This window comes from Janthinobacterium sp. J1-1, from assembly GCF_030944405.1.
GTDB lineage: Bacteria > Pseudomonadota > Gammaproteobacteria > Burkholderiales > Burkholderiaceae_D > Janthinobacterium.
This window is the reverse complement of record NZ_CP132339.1, coordinates 4,375,535-4,399,184: the sequence shown is the minus strand read 5'-3', so window position 1 is coordinate 4,399,184 and position 23,650 is coordinate 4,375,535. Positions and strand designations below refer to the sequence as shown.

Genomic DNA, 23,650 nt, shown 5'->3' with positions numbered 1-23,650 from the left:
TTTCCTTTGCGCTTCAGGTGTGTTTCAGGCGGGATGCAGCGGCAGGATCACGCGAAAGGTGGTGCCCACCTGCGGCTCGCTGCGCACTTCCAGGCTGCCGCCCACTTCGCGGATATATTCGCGGCTCTCGAACACGCCGATGCCCATGCCCGCCGTCTTGGTGGTGTCGAAGGGCTTGAACAGGCGCTCGCGGATGAATTGCTCGCTCATGCCGGCGCCGGTATCGCTCAGTTCGACCACCGCCGTGCGCTGTTCGCGCCGCAAGCGCACGTCCACCCGGCCGCTGCTGGCGGTGGCCTCGATGGCGTTCTGGATCAAGTGGCCCAGCACCCGTTCCAGGCGCAGGCGGTCGGCCAGCACCGTCAGTTCGCCATCGACAATGTCCAGTTGCGGCTTTGGTTCCAGGCTGGCCTTGGCCGCCACCGCCAGTTGCAGCAGGCCGTCCAGCCGCAAGGGCGCGGGCGCATCATGCGCCTCGCCACGCGCCAGCTTCTGCAGCAGGGTCTTCATCTTCTGCACCGAATGCTCCAGCGTGGCCAGCATATCTTCCTGGAAAGCCGGATTGGCGCGGTGCTTTTCCGCGTTGCTGAGCAGCAGCGACAATTGAAACACCAGGTTTTTCAGGTCATGCACGATAAAGGTCGACATGCGGTTGAACGATTCGAACTGGCGCGCCACCGTCAGGGTATCGAGCGATTCGCGGTGCGCCAGGTAGCTGGCCGCCTGGCTGCCGGCAATTTTCAGCACATCGCGGATTTCCCAGTTCAGGCCGATGCGCGCGCGTGGCCGGGCCAGCGCCACCACGCCGAACAGTTTTCCGTGCAGCATCAAGGGCACCAGCAGCCAGATGGCGGGCAGCGCCAGCAGCGCCGGCGGCAATACCAGTCCGCCGTAGTGCCGCGGCGATCGCTGGCAGTCGGCCACTTCGATCACCCATTGCCGCGCTTCCAGGAAGCGGCACAGGGACCCATCCGCCGCTTCGAACGGCAGCTGCGGCGGCCAGTTCCAGCTGGCCACCGGTGTCAATACGCCCGCCTCGCGCACGATCCACAGACCGCCGGCCGGGCTTTCCACCAGTTGCGCCACCGCCTGGATGGTGCGTTCGCCCAGGGCCGGGCCATCTTCGGACAAGGCGCGCGTAAAGCGCAGCCATTCTTCACGGTAATCGAAAATCGCCTTGTAAAAATGTTTATTGATAAACACCTTGAGCTTGGCGCGCAAGGCGCCCGAAAACAGCACGCCGGCCAGCAGCAGCATGGCGCCGCCCAGGTAGGCCATCTGCATCAAGGAACCCCAGGCGCCGCCGAAATAGCGCAAATAATAAGCGCTGGCCGCCATCGCCAGCAGGTAGATGGCCGAACCGAGCAAGGCGGCCGAACGGAACAGCATCTGGCGCGACACCGACAAACCCAGCGCCCAGCCCGGATTGCGCGCCGCCGACACGCCCAGGAGCGGCGCGCACAGCGCATCGACGATGCCGCGCGCGGCCCAGATATCGTCATTGATCTCGCGAAACAGCAGCGCATCGCTGTACAGGTAAAAATCGTAAGCAAACAGGCCTCCCACACCCAGGCACGCAAACTTGATGCCCCAGCGCTTGAGCGGCGGCGTGTTGCGGTACCACTGTTCCACCAGCAGCATGCCCAGCACGGCCAACAGCAAGCGGCAGGCGATGGCGGCGGTCCGCGCCAGCGCGGCCTGAGCGGCGTCCAGTTGCGGCAAGACCGACCACCAGAGCACCAGGCCGATCGCCGCCACGCCACACCCGCCCGCCACCAGGGCCAGCAGGCGCGCGCGCGACGGCGCGATCAGCAGCAGCAGGAACACCAGCCAGGCCAGGGTGCGCAGCAATTCCAGGCCATCGCCAAACAGCGACCAGCGCCGCTCCAGCAGCACCAGCACGACCACGCCGGTGGCCCACGCGCCCGTCACCAGACAGGCGGCCAGCAAGGCGCGCGCATGCCGGCGTGCGCGCCAGTTGCTGATCAGTAAAAGGGAGAGCAGGAAAAACGCCAGCGAAGCGACACCGTGGCTGAGCGCGGCCGCGTCGGCCACGGCCAGCAAGACCGGCTCCGAACTCACCGGCTGCCCTTGCCGAAAAGTACAACCTGCACCGTTTCCAGCAGGATCAGCAGGTCGAGGAACAAGCTGTTGTTTTTCACATAATACAGATCGTATTGCAGCTTCTTGACGGCGTCGTCGACCGAGGCGCCGTACTGGTAGCGCACCTGGGCCAGGCCCGTGATGCCGGGCTTGATGCTGTGGCGGATATTGTAATAAGGCACCTGCTCCTTGAGCTGGTCGACAAAAAAGGCCCGTTCCGGCCGCGGCCCGACAAAACTCATTTCGCCGCGAAACACATTGAGCATCTGCGGCAATTCGTCGATGCGCAGCTTGCGTATCCAGTGGCCCACGCGCGTCACGCGGCTGTCATTGGCCTGGGCCCAGGTCGGCGTGCCGTCGCGCTCGGCATCGCAGCGCATGCTGCGAAATTTCAATACATTGAAGGGCACGCCGTCCAGCCCCACCCTTTCCTGCTCGTAAAATACCGGGCCGCCGTCTTCCAGCCGGATGCACAACATGGTGATCAGCATTACAGGCAGCGAGGCGACGAAAATGGTGGCGCTGGCGGCCAGGTCGAACAGGCGCTTCGAGGCGGCACGGAAAAAACTCTGGTCGAAACCGCCGCCATAGATCAGATAGCTCGGTTGCAGGGAATCGATGCGGATCTGGCAGGTTTCGCGCTCGAAAAACGTGGCCGCGTCGATCACGCGCACGCCACCCAGCGCGCATTCGAGCAACTGGCGCGCGGGAAAGGCGCCGTTGCGCCGGTCGCTGACGGACACCACGATTTCCTGGGCGTCGTAGCGCCGGGCCATGGCCAGCAGCGACAAACCGGCCGGCAACATGGACGAGGCCGGCACGCAGCACTGTTCGCCCGGCACATTCATGCAGCCCACCACCGTGAATTGATGGAAACCGATCTTGCTGGCCGCCAGGTCCATGCACTCCCTGGCCAGCGCGCCGCCGCCGACCAGGATCAAACGTCCTTCCATCAGCGCCGACTGCGACGATTTGAACACCACCAGCCGCGCCAGCAGCACGCCGATGGCGCCCAGGCCGAAGATGATCACGCTGCCGCGCCCGAAATGCAGCGACGGCACGAAACGCACCAGCAGGCTGAGCACCGCGAAACCGAGGGCGAACGCCGGCAGGATGCGCAGCAGGGTGTTGCGGATATCCTCGCGCGAGCGGTGCTGGTACATGCCCAGCGCACTCATCGACAACACGATCACCAGCGCGAAAATCGACGAGGCCAGGTAGACCTCGCCCGCGCGCAGCATGCCGCGGCTGTCGGCCAGCCCGATCAGGGAGGTGAAGGTCGCTGAAAACAGCAATATCAAAATTTCCAGCAATAACAGCACAAAGGCTGTCTTCGACACGTAATGGCTGAATATGCGGATCATGTCTCCCCCGAAGGCAAGGCCACTGCTACCAGGGAAACTGGCAGACTGGAACTGGTCTTGCCATCATGGCGAACTGTTCAACCCAAGCCTTGATGAGTCGCAAACCCCAACCTCAGCTATCTTTGATTCACAGAATTTATCTCAACACATGTCCGTATCATGTGAAATGGACTATAGTATGCTTCCCCTAAAATAAATATAAATGTCATGAAATTTGATGTAGCGATTGTCGGCAGTGGCCTGGCGGGTCTCTCGGTTGCACTGCATTTGGCGGAGACGCGCACCGTCGCGATCATTTCAAAACGTGCGCTGCTCGATGGCGCCAGCAACTGGGCACAGGGCGGCATCGCCGCCGTGCTCGACTCCGGGGACAGCCACCAGCAGCATATCGAAGACACCCTGATCGCCGGCGGCGGCCTGTGCGACGAGAGCGCCACGCGCTATATCGTCGAGCACGGCCGCGAAGCGATCGAATGGCTGATCGAGCAAGGCGTGCCGTTTACGCGCGACGCTTCGGCCGAGCTGGGTTTCCACCTGACGCGCGAAGGCGGCCACAGCCAGCGCCGCATCATCCACGCGGCCGATGCCACCGGCCATGCCGTGCAAGTGACGCTGGAAGAAAAAGTCCGTGCCCATCCGAATATCACCCTGTTCGAACACCATTGCGCGATCGACCTGATCACCTCCGACAAGCTGGGCATGAAGCCGGTGCAGCGCAATGCCCAGCCGCACTGCCACGGCCTGTACGTGCAGGACGAGCAGACCGGCAAGGTACTGACCTTTGCCGCCGAACACACCGTGCTGGCCACGGGCGGCGCCGGCAAGGTGTATTTGTATACCACCAATCCGGACACGGCCAGCGGCGACGGCATCGCCATGGCCTGGCGCGCCGGCTGCCGCGTGTCGAACATGGAATTCATCCAGTTCCACCCGACCTGCTTGTACCACCCGTATGCCAAATCCTTTTTGATCACCGAAGCGATCCGCGGCGAAGGCGGCCTACTGAAACTGCCGCCGGAAGCGGGCGCGGCGGCCGGCCAGCGCTTCATGCTGGCCCACGACGAGCGGGCCGAACTGGCGCCGCGCGACGTGGTGGCGCGCGCCATCGACTTCGAGATCAAGAAACGCGGCCTCGATTACGTGCACCTGGACATCAGCCACAAGCCGGCCGAATTCCTGATCGAACACTTCCCCACCATTTACGCGCGCTGCCTGGAACTGGGCATCGACATCACCAAACAGCCTATCCCCATCGTGCCGGCCGCCCACTACACCTGCGGCGGCGTGGTGACGGACCTGGCCGGCCGCGCCGACCTGCCGGGCCTGTATGCGGTGGGCGAGACGGCCTGCACCGGCCTGCATGGCGCGAACCGCCTGGCCAGCAATTCCCTGCTGGAATGCATCGTGATCGGCCGCGCCTGCGCCCAGGATATCGAAAGCAAGGAAAAACTCGGCACGCCGTATCTGCCCGACTGGGATGAAAGCCGCGTGACCGATGCCGACGAGGAAGTGGTGATTTCGCACAACTGGGACGAACTGCGCCGCTTCATGTGGAACTACGTCGGCATCGTGCGCACCACCAAGCGTTTGGAGCGGGCCCAGCACCGCATCGCCCTGCTCAAGGAAGAGATCGACGAGTACTACCGCAACTTCCGCATCACGCACGATTTGCTGGAACTACGCAACCTGGTCGATGTCGCCTCGATGATCGTCAACAGCGCCCTGTCGCGCCGCGAAAGCCGCGGCTTGCACTTCAGCCGCGATTATCCCGAGACCTTGCCCAAGGCAATCGCCAGCGTGCTGACGCCGCCGCATCGATAAGTCACCACAGGTGCGGTAGCATCAGTTGCCGCACCCCTGCCCTTCCCCCTTCACAAACCGGCATTCGCCTTCCACGCTGCCATCCTCGCGCCATGTGCGGCTCCAGCCCTCGCGCTGGCCGTCGACATACTCCACCAGCTGCTGCGGCTTGCCGTTGTCGTACCATGAGCGGAAGCTGCCCTGTTCACGCTGGCGCCGGTCCCACTGCCGCTGCACGCGCAGCACGCCTTGTTCATTGTATTGCTGGTCGCTGCGCAAGACGCCATTGTCGCTGTAGACGCGCAGGCTGGCCAGTTTTCCGTCCGGGTGATACTCGCGCTCCTCGCCCTCGGGCGCATCGTTGATCTGGTTGACGGTGCTGCGCAGCTTGCCGTCGCGATAGTAAATGGTGCTGGGGCCGTTGAATTTTCCCTTGTTCATGACATTGCGGCTGGCCACCGTGCCATCCGGGTAATACGTCAGCATCTCGCCTTCCAGCTTGCCGTCGACATACGTCATGCGCGTGCGCAGCTTGCCGTCTTCATCGAAGGTCTCGGCGGGGCCGTCGATCCGCGCGCCGTTGCGGTATTCGACGGCTTCGCGCAGCTGGCCCGTCTTGTGATAATCGCTTTGCCTGCCTTCCGGCAAACCGTCGCGCCAGTGGCTGCGCGACTGCACTGTGCCATCCTCATAAAAGCTGACGGACTCGCCTTCCTGCCGGCCATAGTCGTTTTGCGGCACCCGCTGTTCGATCTGTCCGTTCGGATAATAAAAAGTGTAGCCGCCGACGCGGTTGCCATACACATAGTCGGGGCCATCGACATGGGTCGCCAGGCGCAAGGTCTTGCCTTGCTGCACAGTAAAAATATCGACCTTCCAGGTATTCTTTTGCTTGCCCGGCGGCAGCGGCACTACCAGCGCATAGGGCGCACGGCGCCGCTCCTGCGGAAACAGGTTTTCATCGAGATACAGGCGCGCCTTGCCGTCCGCACACAAGGACGGCGAGCAGCCGACCAGCTTGCGGATCACGGGCACCGCCGCCTCGCCGGTGCTGCCCGGCCGGGGGCAGCCATCCAGGCTGAGCAGCAGCGGCGTTTTGTCACGGATGCGCTTGGCCAGCTCCGGCTTCATGGCCGCATAGTCGGCATCATTCATGCCCAGTGTCCGGGCATCCATGCGCAACTGGTTGCCGCCGCAGCCGGTGGGGGCCGCCAGGGTCAGCACATCGGCGCCTTCGCTGTCCGGTTCGCTTGAAATGGCCGCAATCACTTGCCTCTGCACGATTTCCATCCGCGCCGTGGCCGGCCAGGCCAGCAGCAACAGCGGCAGCAGCCGGGCCAAGGTAGCTAATGCGATCATCTGTTTTCTCCAACTCCAATAGTAGTGACTTGCGGCGACGCCGGCCTGAACGCCATCTTGCCGCCGGCATAGCGCACCACGACCTGCACCGAAGACGGCTGCAAGTCGCCACGCCGCACGGCCGGCAGGTAGCGCCATTGCCTGGCCGCTTCCAGCCAGGCCTCGTTCAGGCGCCGGTGCGCGGGCTGGCTGCCGGTGATGCTCTGCGGCACGCCGGCCGCATCGAAGGCGATGGTGAGCGTGTTCTCGCCGCTCAGCTTGCCGGTGGCGGCATTCTCGTCATACGATAGCGGTTGCAGGGAGTCCAGCTCCACCGCAGCCGCACGCTCCGGTGGCGGCACGGTTTCAAGCACGCCGCGCGCGACTTCGCCGGCGTAGGCCAGGGTGGCCTGCCATTCGGCCAGGCGGTCCGGCGCCATGCCCAGGCCCAGGATGCTGGCCGCGCGCTCCATGCGCTTGCCGGCCTCTTCCTTGCCAGCCGCATCCGCCTGGCTTTGCGCAACGACCAGTCCCAGCACGGCCTGTCGCAAGGACGGCAGGCCCTGCTTGCGGCGCACCGAGATGGCCGCCAGTCCCAGCCAGGCGACGCCATCGGCCGGCCTCGCCCAGATGGCCTGTTCAAAATACTGGCGCGCGGCCAACGGCTCGTTGGCCGCCAGATGCATGCGGCCCAGCACGGACGCCACCATATGGTCGCGCGGATCGGCAATCAGCTGGTCACGGTAGGCGTCCGCCAGGCGCTCGTCCATGGCCGACGGCAGGATGGCGGTTTCCATCATGCTGCGGCGCAAGCGCTCCATCGCCGTCGCCTTGCTTTTGTCATCGGGCTGCATGCGGTACAGCATTTGCAGGCCCAGCAGCACTTCATCGTTGCGCTTGTTCGCCATCGCCTGTTCCAGCGCGCGAATGGCGATGCGCACCGAAGACGGCTCGGTGCCCGTGCTGGCGCGCCGCTGCCATGCCAGCAGCCGCACCGAACTGTCGGGCTGCGCCTGCGCGGGCGCGGCCACTTGCTGCGCAGCCTGGTTGCGCGACGAGGTATACAGGCTGAAGCCGAACAGCAGCAGCGCCACCAGCACCACGATCAGGGTCCAGCTTCTGCCCGAGATGGCCAGCGACCAGCGCGGCGGAAGGGCCGGCGTGCCCAGCGAGGCGCGCCGTGTCAGCGGTGCCCCGGTATAAAGGTAGTGCGTGGCGGAAATCGTCGGCAGCTGTGCCTGCGCCAGTGCCTGCAGCTGTTGTCTGGCGGCCGAGGCGTCCGCCGCCGCAGCGGCAATCGCTTCCACGCGCGCGCAGGCGGCACAGCCCAGGCCGGCAAAATGCTGGTGTTCGGGATAGGCCCGGCAGACCACCAGCGCATTCGACGATGGGTCGGCATTGCGCAGCGCGTAGCGGCGCAGCAGCCGCATCCACTCGGGCGCCGATGGCCGCTCGTGCGCCGGGCCGGCAAAGGCGCGGTCGAACAGGGTACGCAGCTCCGGCGGCATCAGCGCATGGCCACTGGTGACGTTCGGCACGATATCGCGGTGCGGCTTGATGCCATGCGGATAGTAACCGTCGCGGATGCGCGCCCCAATCTCGGTCGGCGCCAGGGTACTGGCGGCCCGGCCGCCATAGGGATGGATGCCGAAGTTCAGCAACTGGAAAATCACCACCGCCAGCGCAAAGCGGTCCTGCGCCGCTTCCGCCCCCGCAGGCATGCCCTTGCCCTGGCACTCGGGCGCCAGGTAATCGGTGGTGAACTGTTCCGCGCGGTAGCGCTCATCGCGCCCCTGGATGGAAAAGCCGTCGCAGTCGAGCATGGCGATATACAGGGAATCGCGGTAGAAGCGCAGGTTGACCGGTTTCAGGTCGACCACATAATGGTGTTGCTGGTGCAGCGCCGCCAGCACGCCGGCCAGGTTGGCCGCCAGCGTCATCTTCGCCCCCAGCCCGGTCGGCAAGCCGGCCGCGCGCGCCTGGCGCTCTTGCAGCAGTTGTTCCAGCTCGGCCGTGTGCGCCATGTCCAGCAAAGGCATGACAAAGCCGAGGAAGTTGCCCTGCCGGTCCCGCACCGCCGCCTGCGGCCAGGCGATCTGCACGTAGCGCTTGCCGTTTTCCAGCTGGTCCGGCAGTTCCGGCGACAACTCCAGCATGGCCGCCAGCTTCTTGCGGTTGGCCTCGCGGTCCAGGTGCGGATGATAGAGCTTGGCCACCTGGGTGGGCGAGCCGGGCAGCAGATACACGCTGCCCGCGCCGCCGCTCTTGATCAGCTTGCCCAGTACCAGGGTTTGCCCATCCTCGAGGACGATGGTGTCGCCAGGCTTCACGATGCGTCCCCTGCGGCCGCAGCTGGCTTTGGTGCCGGGCTGAAACTGCTCTTGCCGTCGCGGTAGCGCACCAGCACTTCCACCGTCGATGCCTGCAGCTTGCCGTGGCTGATGGCGGGCAGGTAGCGCCATTTCCTGGCTTGCTCCAGCCACGCCTTATTGAGCTTTTCGTGGGCCGGTTTGCTGGCGACGATTTTTTGCGGCAGGCCGGATGCGTCGATGCTGATCGTCAGCGTGCTGTCGCCGGCCAGCTTGAGCGGGCCGGCGTCATCGTAATGGACGGCCTGCAGGCTGTCGCGCTCGACGCCGGCGGGCCGGTCGGCCAGCCGCGGCAAGGCGGCCAGCCGAACCATTTCCTGCTGTCCATCCGCCAGCACCGCCGTCCACTGCTTGCGGGTCTCGGGCGGCATGGCCAGGCCCAGCATGGTGGTGGTGCGCCGAATGCGCATGTCGATATTGCCCTGCCCGCCCGCTTCCGGGTGGCGCACGGCGGCCAGGTAAGCGAAGGCCGCCATGCGCATGGCCAGCTTGCCATCGTTGCCGCGCAGCGCCGTGGCCGACAGGCCCAGCCAGGCCACGGCGTCGGTCGGCAGCGCCCAGATCGCCTGCTCGAAATACTGGCGCGCGGCCTCGGTTTCCCGCAGCCCCAGGTGCATGCTGCCCAGGGCGTTTGCCACCAAGTAGTCGCGCGGCTGGGCAATCAGCTGGTCGCGCAACTTGTCGGCCTGCGCCGCATCCATGCCGAAGCCCCAGCCAGACGCTTCCATCAGCGTGCGGCGCAGGCGCGACAACGTGGGGTCGCTGCGTCCCTCATCCTGTTGCATGTTGGCCAGCAATTGCAGCCCCAGTTGCACGTCGGCATCGCGCCGGTCCGCCAGCGCCCTGTCGAGCGAGCGGATGCTGGCGCGCACTGCCGATGCTTCCGCCACCACCCGGCTGCGCTGCTGCCATTGCAGTTGGTACAGCGAGGCATTCTGCTGTGCCAGCACCGCGTCGGCCTGCTTTTGCGCCTGCGTGCCCGGCGCCGAGGTATAGGCCGAAAAGCCGATCAGGAACAGCACGATCAGGACCACGATCACCACCCAGCTCTTGCCCGACACGCCGGCCGACGGAATCGGCGCCTGGGCCGGCGGCAGGATCGGTGTTACGGTGGACGCGCGACGTCCGGGCGGCTGGCGCCGCACCACCGGCTGCGCCAGCAGCGAAGCGGCAGCGGCGGCCGCGATGGCCTTGTCGCGCGCGCAGGCCGCGCAGGCGAGGCCGGTAAAATGCTGGTGTTCGGGATTCACCTGGCAGACCACGATGCCGTTTTGCGCCGGATCGGCATGGCGCAGCGCCAGGCCGCGCAGCAGCTGGGCCCAGTCGCTGGCGGACGGCCGCGCGTGGCCCGATTTGCCAAAGGCGCGGTCGAACAGCGCCCGCACCTCGGGCGGCATCAAGCCGTGGCCGCTGGTGACGTTTGGCGCAATGGCCTTGTGGCGCTTGACGCCATACGCATAATAGCCTGCGCGGATGCGGCCCGGGAGATCGGTCGGCACATGCGCGTTGGCGGGCCGGCCGCTGTAGGGATGGATGCCAAAGTTCAGCAATTGAAAAATCACCACCGCCAGCGCAAAGCGGTCCTGCGCCGCTTCCGCGCCGGCCGGCATGCCCTTGCTTTGATACTCGGGCGCCAGGTAGTCGCTGGTGAACTGCTCTGCCTTGTAGCGCTCGCCCTTGCCCTGGATGGAAAAACCGTCGCAGTCGAGCATGGCGATGTACAGGGAATCGCGATAGAAACGCAGGTTGACCGGTTTCAGGTCGACCACATAATGCTGTTGCTGGTGCAGCGCCGCCAGCACGCCGGCCAGGTTGGCCGCCAGCGTCACCTTGGCGCCCAGGCCTGTCGGCAAGCCGGCCGCGCGCGCCTGGCGTTCCTGCAGCACCTGCTCCAGCTCGGCCGTATGCGCCATGTCCAGCAGCGGCATCACAAAGCCGAGGAAGTTGCCCTGCCGGTCCCGCACCGCCGCCTGCGGCCAGGCGATCTGCACGTAGCGCTTGCCGTTTTCCAGTTTGTCCGGCAGCTCGGGCGTCAGCTCCAGCATGCCGCCCAGCTTGCGCCGGTTGGCGGCCAGGTCGATATGCGGATGGTAGAGCTTGGCTACCTGCGCGGGCGAACCGGGCAGCAGATACACGCTGCCGGCGCCGCCGCTCTTGATCAGCTTGCCGAGCACCAGGCTGCGCTTGCCGTCCAGCCAGACGGTGTCGCCTGGTCCTGCCGTCTTGTCCACGCTCATGCGCGCAAGGCGATCAGCAGCGTCTTGTCGTCGCCCGTGATCTGGTGCGTGCGCGGGTCCAGCAAGGTGTGCGCCAGCGCCTCTTCGCCCAGCACGATATCGTCCATGCAGCTCAAATAATTTTGCACCGCGCCCATGAACGGCGCATACAGCGAAGCATTGTGCTTGCTCATGGCAAATGGCATGCAGCCATCGCTCATCAGGACCAGGCCGCGCACGCAGCGCGGTATCGGCAGCAGGCGCAGCTGGTCGGGCCAGCGTTCGCCGCTGAGAAACCAGGTTTCATTGGCGTATTCGCCATTGGCCGGCAGCGAAATGACTTCGCCGCCATCGTCCAGCTGCGCCACGCCCACGCCATCGCCCAGGTGAAAGAACAGGCCCACCGACGCCCCCATTACCACGCCCACCACCGTGGTGGCGTAGTCGTCGAGCACGGCGCCATGGTTGTCGGCCAGCGCTTCGAGCCCTCCGCGCACCTGCGCCATGGCGCACGCCAGCGCACCGTCGTGCAGGTCCTGGATGCTGGCGCCCTGCCGCAGTTCATGTGCCAGTGCCTGCGCCAGCGTGGTGGCGACAAATTGCGCACCGAGCTCGCTGTGCCGCGCGGAACCGGCGCCATCGCAGACCACCGCCACCAGCGACGCGCCCACCTTCACGTGCGCATGCGCATCCTGGCAAGGTATCCCCTTGTCCAGGTGCGATTTGCCCGCCACGGAAGCGCCAAACACGCGCCAGCAGGTTTCTTTCAAGTCAATTGCCGCCATCTCAGGTCGGCACCACCGACCAGCCATCGGTCGAGGCCAGCTGCGCCTGCGCGCCCGGGCGCGACTGCGACACCACCTGCATGCTGGCGCTCAGCCACAGGAACAGTTCGCGGAACTGCAAGCCTTTCAGTTGCTTGACACCGCGTTCGCCACGGCTGGAAAACTGTCCCAGCATGTCGAGATTGGCGCCCTCGCCCACCGCAATCGGAAAGATCGCCACCTTGTTGGCCTGCTCGGCGGAACGCGCCTGTTCGGCGCCGCGCTGCCAGCGGTCGGTCGGCTCGCCGTCCGACATCAGAAACAGCCAGGGCCGGGTGTAGGCCACGCCGGCCTGGCGGAAACGCAGCTTTTCCTGCTCGATCTCGGCCAGTGCCAGCTCGACGGCCGCGCCGGTCGGCGTGGTGCCGTTCGCTTCAAGGCGCGGCGCCGTGAAGTCCATCGCGTCGCACCAGTTGCGCGCGACCATCGCTTCATCGTGCTCGCCATACTGGATCACCAGGATACGCACGCGCTTGGCCGCGATCACGTCCGATTTCAGCTCCTGTTCCAGCAGCGCCAGGCCCTGGTTCAGGAAGTCGATCGGCTCGCCCGCCATGCTGCCGGAGCAGTCCAGCACCAGCACCAGCGGCGTGCGTTGTTCGGTATTGTCGACCAGGGCGACATCGGGAATCATTATTGGCGTCATGTATTTTTGATAGAGTTGCGAAATAGCTTACAGACGAAGCTTACCCTATGGATACACTTTGCTCGCGCGCATTTGCCACGCGCCCGGTATTGACCGGCAACATGCCCAGCTTGACATCGATTTGACGCGGCGACTATGCTGTTTTGACCGGCCTCTCGCCGGAACGCTTGCTTTCAATCATGAAAACCTTGCTGCCCCATCTACAGCGGGCGCTGCAATACCGCCGCTACCCGGCCGGCGGCGCGGCGGTGGAGCACTACAGCGCGCAAGTGCTGGACGTGCTGGGCGTGGCGGTGGTGCTGCTTGACGCGCAGTTGAACGTGCTGCATGCCAACGCGGCAGCGCTCAGGCTGTTCAGCCCATCGGCCGCCGCCTGCCCGCATCCGCCGCCCACGGCCGGCCTGCGCTGGCAAGTGGCGCCGCAGCTGTGCAACACGGTACGGGCCGTGATCGCCCAGGCCGGGCCGCATTGTTCAGCCTGCCAGTCGCTGCGACTGCCGCGCGCCAATGCCGCGCCCCTGACCCTGACCGTCGCCCCGTTCCAGGCTGCAGCCGGCCCGCAGGCGCGCGTACGCTGCGCCCTGCTGCTGGCCCACGACCCCGACGCCTGCACCACCTGCGCGCCGGCGCTGCAACAGCTGTTTGCCTTGACGCCCAGCGAGGCGCATATCTGCCAGGCGCTGGCGCGCGGCCACGCCATCGGCGACATCGCCAGTCATTGCGGCGTCACTGCCAGCACCGTCAAGACCCATCTGCATCATGTCTACGGCAAGACCGGCACCCGGCGCCAGGGCGAATTGATGGCGCTGATCCACCAATGCGTTGCCAGCCTGCCCCATCCTGGCGCCACGCCGCACTGAGAAAACTGTCTTTTTTGCCACATCTCCACCGTATGGAGGATGCGCACGCCCACGCCCTTGCCTAGACTGCCTTCCAGCCCCCGCATCTTGTCTTGCTTGCAAGTCACATCATCGAGGCCAGTCCGTTCAAACCGCACATGCCTGCGGCCTGTCAAAAAATACCAATGGAGAGTTCATCATGAAATCCGTTTTACTCAGCGCCACCCTCGCCCTCGCGCTTGCCGGCACCGCCCAGGCCCAGAGCCAAAGCCAGGACCAGAGCGAGCCCATCCCGGAAAGCCAGCGCGTGGCCGTGCCAGCCCATAACCTGTCGATCGACCTGCCGGCCAGGCCGTATCGCATGTGGCGCGACGAATTCAAGCAATTTGCCGGCGGCTACGACTTGTCCAACGGCGACACGCTGGAATTGCGCCGCGAAGGTGCGGCAATGTACGCCCGCATCGGCAAGCAGGAAGAACACCGCATCATCGCCAGCAGCCGCAATGCCTTTGTGGCCCTCGACCGCAAGCTGAAAGTGCGCATCGACCACCACGATGACGGCAGCGTGGGCGGCGAACTGGTGATGGTGGTGCCGGCGCAAAACCTGGCCGGTGGAGGCGTGACGCAGGAAAGAATCGCGTCGACGGTGTTTGCCGGGCGTTGAGGATTCCTTTGGAGGTCACTATTTTCTCAAATTGGTGACCCTCCATCAAATCCGGGCTAGCTCAGTCTGCCTTATCCCTTGCTATAGACCTGCCCTATCCACCCGACTGGAGGCGGCTAGGTGTCAATTTTCCTTACGAGTGGGTCAACGCCGAGCGTAAGCGTAAAGCCAGCGCCGTCTTGAACTGGGTGTTGATTTGCTAGATGATGGCCTCACACCGCTGGGAAGCGGCGTGTTGTTTAGGCTGAAGGGAGCTGCGCGGTGCAGTTCCAGGGCAGGAAGGCGTCAACCCGGTTGACCGGATGATCGGCGATGTTGGCCAGCACATGGCGCAGCCAGGCTTCGGGGTCGATACCATTGAGCTTGGCGGTGCCGATCAGCGAGTAGATCGCGGCCGCCCGTTCGCCACCGCTGTCGGCGCCGGCGAACAGGTAGTTGCGCCGGCCGATGGCGATACCGCGCAATGCCCGTTCGGCTGCCGAGTTATCGATCTCGATGGCGCCGTTGTCGCAGTAGCGCGTCAGGGCCGGCCACAGGTTCAGGGCATACAGGATGGCCGCTGCCGTGTCCGACTTGCGGGACAGCTTTTCCAGAGACGTGCGCAGCCAGCGCTCCAGGTCATCGAGCAAGGGGCATGCTTCTGTCTGCCGCACTGACTTGCGCTGGTCCGGCGGTTTGCCACGGATTTCGGCTTCGATCAGATACAGCTCGGCGATGCGCCGCAGCGCTTCGGTGGTCAGCGGCGATGGCCGTGCGGCATGCAGGTCGTGGAACTTGCGCCGCGCGTGCGCCCAGCAGGCTGCCTCGTGGATATCGCCGTTGTCGTACAGCGCGTTGAAGCCGGCGTAGGCATCGGCTTGCAACACGCCCTTGAACTGGGCCAGGTGGCTTTGCGGATGGATGCCTTTACGATCAGGCGAGTAGGCGAACCACACCGCCGGCGGCGTGTTGTCGCCAGCTGGCCGATCATCACGCACGTAAGTCCACAGCCGCCCGGTTTTGGTTTTGCCGTTGCCAGGCGCGAGCACTGGTACCGGCGTGTCATCGGCATGCAGTTTGGTGCCAGCCAGTACGTGTTGACGGATCGCTTCGACCAGCGGGCGCAGCAGCGCACTGGCAGCGCCGACCCAGCTGGCCAGCAGGGCCCGGTCCAGCTCGACACCCTCGCGTGCGTAGATCACCGACTGCCGGTACAACGGCAGGTGATCCGCGAACTTGGCCACCAGCACATGCGCCAGCAGGCCCGGACCGGCGATACCGCGGGCGATCGGCCGGCTTGGCGCCGGCGCCTGCACGATGGCGTCGCAGCCGCCGCAGGCCAGTTTCGGGCGCACGTGACGGATCACGCGGAAGCTGGCCGGCACGAACTCGAGTTGCTCGGCCACGTCCTCGCCCAGTTGATGCAGCTTGCCGCCGCAGGACGGGCAGGCTTCATCGGGAGGCAGGTAGCGCTGTTCATCACGCGGCAGATGCTCGGGCAAAGGCTTGCGTGCCGCCCGTTTGCGCGGCGCCTGGTCCGCTGCCGGCATCTCCCGTTCGGCCTCGGCGTCGTCGGCCTGCAAGTCTTCAAGCTGCAACTCCAGTTGTTCGATCTGGTGGTCGAGTTTTTCGGACTTGCGGCCAAACTGCATGCGCCGCAGCTTGGCGATCTGCAGTTTCAGATGCTCGATCTCGGCGGCGCGGGTATTCAACTGCGCTTTCAAACCCGCCACTTCGACCTCGCGTGCCCACAGCAATGCCTTCAGGGCATCGATGTCGTTGGGCAGGTCGGCAGGGTTGAGCATGGGCCGAGTTTACGCGAGGTTCGTGACGTTTACAAGGCCGCTGTCGGGCGCCAGGTACGCTCTGGCCGACGCCAGTCTATGCCCTCGAGCAGCATCGACAGCTGTGCCTGCGTCAGGGCGACACTGCCGTCGGCGGCCTGCGGCCAGACGAAGCGCCCGCGCTCAAGCCGCTTGGACAGCAGGCACAGGCCATCACCACTCCACCATAGCACCTTGAGCATGTCGCCGCGCCGCCCCCGAAACACGAACACGTGGCCGCTGAACGGGTCTTCGGCCAGCGCCGCCTGCACCTTGACGGCCAGCCCGTTCATGCCTGCACGCATGTCGGTGACGCCGGCGGCCAGCCATATCTTCGTGCCTGCTGGCAAACCGATCATGGCAGTAGCCGCGCCAGCAACAGCGTCAGCGTGGTCGCGTCGACCTGGCCTTCCAGACGCAGCTGGGCCTGGCCCACGCTGAGCACGATCACGCCGGGCGGGACGCTGGCGACCGGTGCACTTGCGGGCAAGGTGTCGAGCACTGTGACGGCCACCAGCTGGCTTGGCGCATTGCCGCCGGCAAGCGCCTGGTCACCGAAACGCTTGCGCCAACTGAACAACTGATTGGTGTTGATCTTGAGTTCGCGGGCGATCAGCGAGACAGAGGCGCCATCGACCTGCGTACGTGCGACAGCGGCACGCTTGAATTCATCGCTGTGACGGCGATACGGCCCGCGTTTCGCCCTAATTGCAACTGGTTGAATGATTGTGTCCATAAATAAATTTGTGGACACAACCAATTTGTGTCCCAAATTCAATCATGGCATCGTGCGATGCTCAAGGGTAGACGGCGGTGGGACGACGCTTACCGCCGAGCAGCTGAAGCAATCGAAACGGGTACAGCTTAAATTAGTCGGCAAAGTGTCTTGACTGAGGGATCCACTTGAAATGCTACATGCCAGTTGAAATTGAACCTGCGATGCGCAAGCTCAACGGCAAGCTTGAAGTTGAACACGACGACGACAAAGCGAACATGCTTCCATAGCCGTTGGACCTGCAATGATGGTCCCAACGAGCGGGAGTCGACAGCATGCAAAAATCATTTATCGTTTTATCCATATCAGGGAGCGTCCTGGCTATCAGCAGCATCCTGGAAGTGATGTCGGGATTATTGAACTTGCAGCATTTTCATCGACTTGATGGCTATATCGGCATCCTGTGCAGAATCGCGTTTTACCTGTCTTTCCTCAGCTTTTGTTCGCACGTATACGCCGTCATGAGCAAGCACCGCTGGACCTCGTCAGAAACAAAAAACCAGCATCTGCCACGTCCTCCCGAGGAAATCATTGGTATCGGAGTCAGCTGCATCTTTGCCTTCTTTTTCACATATGCAATTGCAAGACAGCAACGGCATATAGCCAACGCCGTGATCATCTACTGCCTGTTCCTGTTCACCTCAGCGTTACTGATACAACCTTCAGGCAAAGGCTGGAAAGGAAACTTGGTCAACGCCATCTGGCCGGCCCTGTTTTTCCTGTTATCCGCCGTGCTACAGCTGCCCTGGGAACCAGTATTTCTAGGGCTAGTTGGCAATGAGCATCTGGCTGACAACATCGATGCGAAATTTACTTTGCTGCTGCTAGGCGCAAGCATTTGCGTAGCCTTGATTGCCGTACCGGGCATTATGCTGGCAAATCTGATAAAAAAGTCAATCACAATTTTTGCGATGTCCCTGACTAGAGGGGCTTGGCAGGAATCAGATCCGATCAGAAGACATATCCACTGGCCATTAGTCATAATGGCTATCGCCACTACGGCAACATTAACCTGAGCTGCTACAGTACGCAGCCGCGCCACCGCCAGGCACAGGCTACCTGGCACCCCGACGCATACCAGGAGGCAAAAAAATGCAGGAGACCAGCACCGGCTGGCTCGACTATGCCTGGCACACACAGGTACTCAAGGATCCGTTTGCCGACAAACAAAGTGTCGAACTGGCCATGCTGCGCGCCCGTTGCGACCAGCACGACAAACCGCTTCAGAAACTGGTGTTCGACAATCTGCAGCGGCTGGCGTAGAAGCTGCTGGCGGCGGACGCCAGCACACTCCTTACTGCAGTTCGAACTCGGCCGGATTCAGATTGAGTTCCTTGGCAATCTTGCTGGCCACGCGATGCTCATTGGCGTCGAAGTTGCCATCCGATGAAGCGACGGCAATAATCATGCGCACCAGCAGCCGCGACGCTTCCACGTTCGACTTCATCTTGCCCAGCGCCTGGTAAGCCTTGGCCTCGCCGATATCCTTGTCGAACTCCAGTTGGCTGACAAAGTCCTGGAAGGCCTTGATCACATCGGTGGTGGTAAATACCGACAGCGCATCATTGCTCTCGATAAATTTCACCATCTTCTGCTTCTCTTCCGCACTGACACTGCCGTCCGCCATCGCGATCAGGGCCGAGCCCGCCATCGCGGCGTTCAGGAAATCCTTGTTCTTGTACTTCAGCGCTTCGGTCTTCAGTTCACTTGCCTTGGTCTTCAGTTTGGACAGAAAGGAATCGAAACTCATGGGGGATCTCCGGGTTGGTTGGGATTGAGCAGCGATGAACACTACCACCAGAACCTAGCTGGGGGCGCGTGGTTGAAATACAAGTCAAATACAACACACGCTAAACTTGAACCAATAAAAACACTTAATCAATTTCATCCACATTACAAACATCTCTCATAAAATTCAGAAAGAGAAAATTAAATCCTACAGATATCGTTAACATCTTCTAAAATTAAGTTCTTCCAAGTCGCTGAAACCATGTAGCCAATCGAAAAAGAGCCAAAGTAGCTTCCAATATAGACATTATAGAATAAACAAAAAAGAAATAACCGAATGCATCTCCAACAGGTTTAAAAAAATGAAAAAAATCTTTCGACAATCCCACAAAATTTAACCCCATAGCCAAAATACTATTTTGAGATGGACTATAATTTAATGCTTGACATATAATTGCTAATATAAGTGCAGTAACTTGAACAAGTCCAAAATGGGCAAAAATAGCACTTACACGTATATATGCAGAATCGGCTCCAGGAGAGTTAAGCTTAATTAAGGCATCTCTCATTTTATCGTTACCCCAGCCAATCCATATCGCGTAGCCGGAAACCCCAAAGCCAAGGAGGGTTGGCAACGAAGCTAAAGCAGGCTCATACCAATTATGACTCAACCAATAATTTGAACTTATAGCACTTATAAAAACAGCTATATGAAAATAAGGGGAATATATAATATCTGACCACTTCCCATGAGCCCCCTATGTCAGGATAGATGTCGCGTCACTTGAATCACTTTAATCCATCCGGGGGCGGAGCAAAGACGTACAGTGAATCAGTATCCAGCAGAACGCAAGGAAGCCATTCTTCGGCAGATGATGCCGCCGGAGAACAGGCCGGTGTCGGCCCTGGCGAAGGAGAATGGCATCTCGGAACAGACACTTTATACTTGGCGACGAAATCTACAGTCTCAGGGAGTGCCGGTGCCGGGAAATGGAAAGAATGCCGTCGTGTGGTCGTCGGCAGATAAGTTTGGGGTGGTGCTGGAAACGGCACGCATGAACGAGGCCGAACTGGCTCAATACTGTCGGGGCAAAGGCTTGTTCGTCGAACAGGTTGCCGACTGGCGCGAGGCTTGCCAGCAGGCCAATGAAGCGCCGGCCGAGCGCAACCGGGAACTGCGCGAGCAAGGCAAAAGCGACCGCAAAGAAATCAAGCAATTGAAGAAGGATTTGCAGCGCAAAGAGAAGGCACTGGCAGAGGCAGCGGCGCTGATCATTCTCAGAAAAAAAGCACAGGCGATCTGGGGGGAGCCCGAGGACGATTGATCGGCACCCCAGATCGCCAGCAGGTGATGATATTGGTTGAAGAAGCCGTTGACGGCGGGTGTCGGCGTGCGCAGGCATGTGGTGCGCTGGAGATCAGCCTTCGAACCTATCAGCGCTGGATGCTCGACAGTGATGGCAGCCAGGCCGACGGGCGCAAAGGCAGCCGCCGCAGGGCGCCGGCCAACAAGCTGAGCGAAGAGGAACGCCAGCAGATTCTGACGGTTGCCAACAGCCCTGAATTTGCCAGCAGTCCGCCTAGCCAGATCGTGCCGACCTTGGCTGACCGGGGCGAGTATCTGGCATCAGAATCGACCGTCTACCGGATCTTGAAAGAAGAGAAGCAGCAGCATCACCGCGGTCGGGCGAAGAAGCCCAGCACAAGGGTCGTCACGAGCCACTGCGCAATCGAACCGAACCGCTTGTGGGCGTGGGACATTACCTGGTTGCCGACCGGTGTGCGGGGTTTATATTTTTACTGGTACATGGTTCTTGACGTCTACAGCCGCAAGATCGTCGGGCATGAAGTGAACATCGCCGAGTCGGCGGAAATGGCCTCGCTGCTGATGCGCAAAGCCAGTCTGGCAGAGGGACTGGCCGGGCGTGAGGTGGTGCTGCACTCGGACAATGGCAGCTCGATGAAAGGCTCCACAATGTTGGCGACGTTGGAAAAGCTGGGGATCATGCCGTCGTTCAGCAGGCCCCGTGTGAGCAACGACAATGCCTACGCCGAGTCGCTGTTCCGGACCTGCAAATACCGGCCGAACTATCCGAGCAAGCCGTTTGAAAGTATCGAAAAGGCGCGGCAATGGACGCTGTCATTTGTGCAGTGGTACAACCATCAGCACAAGCACAGCGGCCTGAAATTCGTGACGCCTGCGCAACGCCATGATGGCCGGGACGGAGCGATCCTCAAGCACCGCAAGCAGGTCTACGAGGCCGCCAAGCAACGTCATCCAGAGCGCTGGACCGGGACTACGCGGGATTGGGAATTGAACGATGAGGTCTGGCTGAATCCGGAGCGGAAACCGCCAGAGGAATTAAGAAAAGCTGCATGACTTGACGCGACATCTTTGTTGACAACTACCGTGAGCAGCCCAGTAACGACTTAAAATATCAAAAAAATCCTTATATTGAACTATAATGCGAATTTCTTTTCTCTTTTGCTCGTTTGGAATTTTAGACATGTCATCCCTTTCTTCTTCTCCTAACTTTATTCAAAATTTTCCCTAAGATACTCGGAACAGCCTCTACAAAAGCATCTAAAAGATTTTGAATTTTCTGATCAAAAATTAGTCTTTCCTCAAATGGATGATCTTTTGTTGATAATGTAACAACTCTACCATCTTCATTTTTCCCTCTACCTTCAACAAAACCATTAGATTTTGCAACTTCTGCGATTTCTTTCACTTTCTCGGTTGGCTGCAAACCATCTGCACTATTTGATTCTAACTCTTGTTTGAAATTTGTCGCATTTTGCTCATCCAACCAATCAAAAAGTTCTCTCTCAACATCCCCTAACGCGTTAGGAGGACTCACTTCAATTTTCAAACTTCTGATTTGCTGAAGTTCAAAAATTCTATCCAAACTATCATAAGCGGGTTCAATTGTAACTGTAACTTCGCCATAAACCTTCTGAAGCTCTGCTGAATTTAACAGTCTCTCGACTAAATTTTTTGCCATACTAGGTGACAAATTATTAGATTGATCAAGTCGTGAGATAAAAAGCAATCTATGCTTCTCTGGAACAAAGATATAGGGCAAACTTCGCAAATTTGGCCGATAGTGTGGTGGAATTGAAACATTCTGAGCTACATCTTCAGCTGCCGCTGGCTCAGTAGTACTTAAATCCAACCATTTTCCATTGTTATCAATATTAAGAAATTTGTATAAGTCACCCGAAATCCACTCAAATTCTGACTCTCGCTTAAGCGAGCCGATCATTCCTCCAACATCTCCCCTTATCATAACAGGCTTACGTTTCTTGAATGCGGCACGCCATAGCGCTATATACGTCTCGGGGCTGTGAGGTGGAGGCAACACAATATTCAGCACACCTATGGATATAGTCTTCATTTTTCCCCTTCAAAAAAATTAAAAATATATTTTCCCACATTTTATGAAAAAGATAAATATTTTTATTGTGAAATATGTTAATTTTTCCATGGGTTGCGATTTCCAAAGTTTTGAACCGACCATAAAAAAATTCGTCAATTTTCTTAAAGAAATTGTCAAAAAATGACTTTCCTGTGGCAAGACAGAAAAGTTCCTGATTTTATAAATACCCCTTTTTGGGTAACTTACCCCACAAACTTCCGCGCGTTCCTGAACATCCTCATCCAAGGCTAGTCCTCACCCGATGCATCAGGATGATAAGACTGCTGTACCGAACGGAACACCCGCTCCGCATATGGCATCAAGACAGTAAAGCAGCCATCCGGCGTGGTCATCGAGGTAATTGCCTTCCGGCGAGCCGTTCGGGTTGTACGGATAGCCTTCGGTGGCGGCTCCCTTGTTGTCGACAAAGCGCATGGCTTTGTGGACCTGAGTGATGTCGCCTGTTTGCGAGAAGTCGGCGTAGCCTTTGCCGTGGGCGATGGCGATGCCAGCCTGGGTGCCGGTCATGCCGTTGAAGAAGATCGATGGGGAGTCCATCACTTCGACCATGGCAAAGCGGCCTTCGAATTTCTCCGATTTATTGGGCGTGAACTTCGGCCAGGCGTGGGTGCCGGAGATGATGGATTGCAGGTTGCTCATCATCTGGCAGCCGTTGCAGATGCTCAGGCAGAAGCTGTCGGTGCGCGCGAAGAAGCGCGCGAACTGGTCGGCCGGGCTCGCATTGAACAGATTCGTTTTTGCCCAGCCTTCGCCGGCGTTCAGCACGTCGCCGTACGAGATGCCGCCAACGGCGATCACCCTCTGGCAATCGCAATAAGGTTGCGCTCTTTATAGTTGAAAAACAGGTAACTTCATGGCAGCATGGCGCTACATTTTTATATACGACAAGGAAGTGATGGACAAGCAGCTGCTGTTGATTTGCGCCCTGACATTTATCATCCATATTATTGGCACGCTCGCGTATTCAGTGCGCATCGCCGGCATCCGCACGCGGCGCATCGCGGTGTCACTGGCCTTGTTCAGCATCCTGATGCTGGTCTCGCGCACCTCGAATTCCTTCTTGGGCCCTTTCCTTGCCAAACGCGTCGAAACCGGTATCGATCACCAGATCACGGCCGACGCCCTGCTCGTGGATTTCCGCTGGCTGCTGCTCTCCGCCAGTCTGGCCACGATTATCGGTGCCATCCTGATCCCCACCTTCCAGCGCGTCTTCTGCCGCGCCGTCGAACATTTCCAAGTGCACCGCTCGGTACCGAAACTGATACTGCACGGTGTCTTCAAGGGTGGCCTGTCTTACGTCAGGACGTCCGCCAGCCTGCCCAAGCCCGCCAACGTGACAGGTTTACGCAAAGACTCGGGGGTATCCGTCTCCATGACCGCCATGAACGTGATCGCCACGGCGCTGTGGACGGTGGGCGTGTTCGCGGCCCTGTACGCGGGCGTGCTCGATCCCAGCGTGCGCGTCACGTCCAGCACTTTGTCGTCGATTATCAACGGTGGCGCCACCGTCATGATGGCAGTGTTTATCGACCCGCATATGTCGGGCATGACGGATGATGTTATCGAAGGGAAGATCGAGGAATCGCAATTCAGGCGGGCGGTGGTGTGGCTGGTAGGGAGCAGATTGGCGGGAACGGTGATTGCGCAGTTCTTGCTGGTGCCGTCGGCAATCATCATTGTTGAAGTCGCCAAGTTTTTATAGCCTTCCATTTTCTCCGTAAATAAGGCGAAAAAAGCCGCTA

Annotated in this window: 20 protein-coding genes and 1 pseudogene; 7 read left to right on the top strand and 14 right to left on the bottom strand. The window is 60.8% G+C overall.

Features of this window, described 5'->3' with window-relative positions; all coding sequences use genetic code 11:
• Positions 1-24: 24 nt before the first annotated feature.
• A complete protein-coding gene (prsK, locus tag Q8L25_RS20050; protein WP_308921050.1) occupies positions 25-2,082 on the bottom strand; it encodes an XrtA/PEP-CTERM system histidine kinase PrsK in 2,058 nt (685 codons plus the stop codon).
• Positions 2,079-3,467: a TIGR03013 family XrtA/PEP-CTERM system glycosyltransferase gene (locus Q8L25_RS20045; RefSeq protein ID WP_308921049.1), complete on the bottom strand. Its 1,389-nt coding sequence runs from the start codon at positions 3,465-3,467 to the stop codon at positions 2,079-2,081. The genes prsK and Q8L25_RS20045 overlap by 4 nt, the downstream gene beginning before the upstream one ends.
• A gap of 207 nt (positions 3,468-3,674) precedes the next feature.
• On the opposite strand from Q8L25_RS20045, the gene nadB reads away from it, so the two are divergent.
• On the top strand, positions 3,675-5,288 hold the full coding sequence (gene nadB, locus Q8L25_RS20040; protein ID WP_308921048.1) for an L-aspartate oxidase: 1,614 nt from the start codon (positions 3,675-3,677) through the stop codon (positions 5,286-5,288).
• A 21-nt stretch (positions 5,289-5,309) separates the two neighbouring features.
• Here nadB and Q8L25_RS20035 read toward each other — a convergent pair whose 3' ends face one another.
• The 5 genes from Q8L25_RS20035 to Q8L25_RS20015 are packed head-to-tail and all read right to left on the bottom strand — an operon-like array spanning position 5,310 to position 12,660.
• Positions 5,310-6,626, bottom strand: a complete 1,317-nt coding sequence (locus Q8L25_RS20035) for a toxin-antitoxin system YwqK family antitoxin (RefSeq protein ID WP_308921047.1) — start codon at positions 6,624-6,626, stop codon at positions 5,310-5,312.
• Positions 6,623-8,935 (bottom strand): hypothetical protein, encoded by a 2,313-nt coding sequence (locus Q8L25_RS20030; RefSeq protein WP_308921046.1) that lies wholly within the window; start codon positions 8,933-8,935, stop codon positions 6,623-6,625. The genes Q8L25_RS20035 and Q8L25_RS20030 overlap by 4 nt, the downstream gene beginning before the upstream one ends.
• The gene (locus Q8L25_RS20025) at positions 8,932-11,211 is read right to left on the bottom strand and encodes a hypothetical protein (protein ID WP_308921045.1); all 2,280 of its coding nucleotides are present in this window, start codon (positions 11,209-11,211) and stop codon (positions 8,932-8,934) included. Before Q8L25_RS20025 ends, Q8L25_RS20030 begins: the two co-directional genes overlap by 4 nt.
• Positions 11,208-11,960, bottom strand: coding sequence for a PP2C family serine/threonine-protein phosphatase (locus Q8L25_RS20020; RefSeq protein WP_308921044.1), 753 nt, complete (start codon positions 11,958-11,960; stop codon positions 11,208-11,210). The genes Q8L25_RS20025 and Q8L25_RS20020 overlap by 4 nt, the downstream gene beginning before the upstream one ends.
• A 16-nt stretch (positions 11,961-11,976) precedes the next feature.
• Positions 11,977-12,660 carry a VWA domain-containing protein gene (locus tag Q8L25_RS20015; protein ID WP_308921043.1) on the bottom strand — a complete coding sequence of 228 codons (684 nt, stop codon included), beginning with the start codon at positions 12,658-12,660 and terminating at the stop codon, positions 11,977-11,979.
• A gap of 179 nt (positions 12,661-12,839) precedes the next feature.
• Here Q8L25_RS20015 and Q8L25_RS20010 point away from each other — a divergent pair, with 179 nt between their 5' ends.
• Both Q8L25_RS20010 and Q8L25_RS20005 read left to right on the top strand, forming a co-directional pair.
• Complete coding sequence (locus tag Q8L25_RS20010; protein WP_308921042.1) at positions 12,840-13,520, top strand: LuxR C-terminal-related transcriptional regulator; 681 nt, start codon at positions 12,840-12,842, stop codon at positions 13,518-13,520.
• Positions 13,521-13,698: 178 nt separating this feature from the next.
• Positions 13,699-14,163: a hypothetical protein gene (locus tag Q8L25_RS20005; protein ID WP_308921041.1), complete on the top strand. Its 465-nt coding sequence runs from the start codon at positions 13,699-13,701 to the stop codon at positions 14,161-14,163.
• Between the two features lie 239 nt (positions 14,164-14,402).
• Here the strand turns inward: Q8L25_RS20005 and Q8L25_RS20000 are convergent, their stop codons facing one another.
• Genes Q8L25_RS20000 through Q8L25_RS19990 form a run of 3 tightly spaced genes read right to left on the bottom strand, consistent with a single transcriptional unit; the run spans position 14,403 to position 16,701 of the window.
• The gene (locus tag Q8L25_RS20000; RefSeq protein WP_308921040.1) at positions 14,403-15,947 is read right to left on the bottom strand and encodes an IS66 family transposase; all 1,545 of its coding nucleotides are present in this window, start codon (positions 15,945-15,947) and stop codon (positions 14,403-14,405) included.
• A 29-nt stretch (positions 15,948-15,976) separates the two neighbouring features.
• Positions 15,977-16,324, bottom strand: a complete 348-nt coding sequence (gene tnpB, locus Q8L25_RS19995) for an IS66 family insertion sequence element accessory protein TnpB (RefSeq protein ID WP_070346880.1) — start codon at positions 16,322-16,324, stop codon at positions 15,977-15,979.
• The gene (locus Q8L25_RS19990) at positions 16,321-16,701 is read right to left on the bottom strand and encodes a transposase (RefSeq protein WP_308921039.1); all 381 of its coding nucleotides are present in this window, start codon (positions 16,699-16,701) and stop codon (positions 16,321-16,323) included. The genes tnpB and Q8L25_RS19990 overlap by 4 nt, the downstream gene beginning before the upstream one ends.
• A gap of 314 nt (positions 16,702-17,015) precedes the next feature.
• Between Q8L25_RS19990 and Q8L25_RS19985 the strand changes: the two genes are divergently transcribed.
• Both Q8L25_RS19985 and Q8L25_RS19980 read left to right on the top strand, forming a co-directional pair.
• The gene (locus tag Q8L25_RS19985) at positions 17,016-17,756 is read left to right on the top strand and encodes a hypothetical protein (RefSeq protein WP_308921038.1); all 741 of its coding nucleotides are present in this window, start codon (positions 17,016-17,018) and stop codon (positions 17,754-17,756) included.
• Positions 17,757-17,832: 76 nt separating this feature from the next.
• Entirely contained in the window at positions 17,833-18,003 is a 171-nt protein-coding gene (locus tag Q8L25_RS19980) for a hypothetical protein (RefSeq protein WP_308921037.1), read from the top strand.
• Between the two features lie 31 nt (positions 18,004-18,034).
• Here the strand turns inward: Q8L25_RS19980 and Q8L25_RS19975 are convergent, their stop codons facing one another.
• Both Q8L25_RS19975 and Q8L25_RS19970 read right to left on the bottom strand, forming a co-directional pair.
• Complete coding sequence (locus tag Q8L25_RS19975) at positions 18,035-18,490, bottom strand: tellurite resistance TerB family protein (protein WP_308921036.1); 456 nt, start codon at positions 18,488-18,490, stop codon at positions 18,035-18,037.
• A gap of 214 nt (positions 18,491-18,704) precedes the next feature.
• Positions 18,705-19,139, bottom strand: a complete 435-nt coding sequence (locus Q8L25_RS19970) for a hypothetical protein (RefSeq protein ID WP_308921035.1) — start codon at positions 19,137-19,139, stop codon at positions 18,705-18,707.
• 156 nt (positions 19,140-19,295) lie between these two features.
• Here Q8L25_RS19970 and Q8L25_RS19965 point away from each other — a divergent pair.
• Positions 19,296-20,848 (top strand): IS3 family transposase gene (locus tag Q8L25_RS19965; protein ID WP_308920467.1). Its coding sequence is split into 2 segments (ribosomal slippage): positions 19,296-19,761 and positions 19,761-20,848, totalling 1,554 coding nucleotides; the frame shifts between segments, so codons are not numbered across the junction.
• A gap of 130 nt (positions 20,849-20,978) precedes the next feature.
• Here the strand turns inward: Q8L25_RS19965 and Q8L25_RS19960 are convergent.
• Together Q8L25_RS19960 and Q8L25_RS19955 are read right to left on the bottom strand one after the other, a co-directional pair.
• Positions 20,979-21,866, bottom strand: a complete 888-nt coding sequence (locus Q8L25_RS19960; RefSeq protein WP_308921034.1) for a DUF4747 family protein — start codon at positions 21,864-21,866, stop codon at positions 20,979-20,981.
• Positions 21,867-22,135: 269 nt separating this feature from the next.
• Positions 22,136-22,718, bottom strand: a pseudogene (locus Q8L25_RS19955) (phosphoribosylformylglycinamidine synthase subunit PurQ); the annotation flags it as partial.
• Between the two features lie 85 nt (positions 22,719-22,803).
• Here Q8L25_RS19955 and Q8L25_RS19950 point away from each other — a divergent pair.
• A complete protein-coding gene (locus tag Q8L25_RS19950) occupies positions 22,804-23,610 on the top strand; it encodes a lipid II flippase Amj family protein (RefSeq protein WP_308925765.1) in 807 nt (268 codons plus the stop codon).
• Positions 23,611-23,650 lie beyond the last annotated feature (40 nt).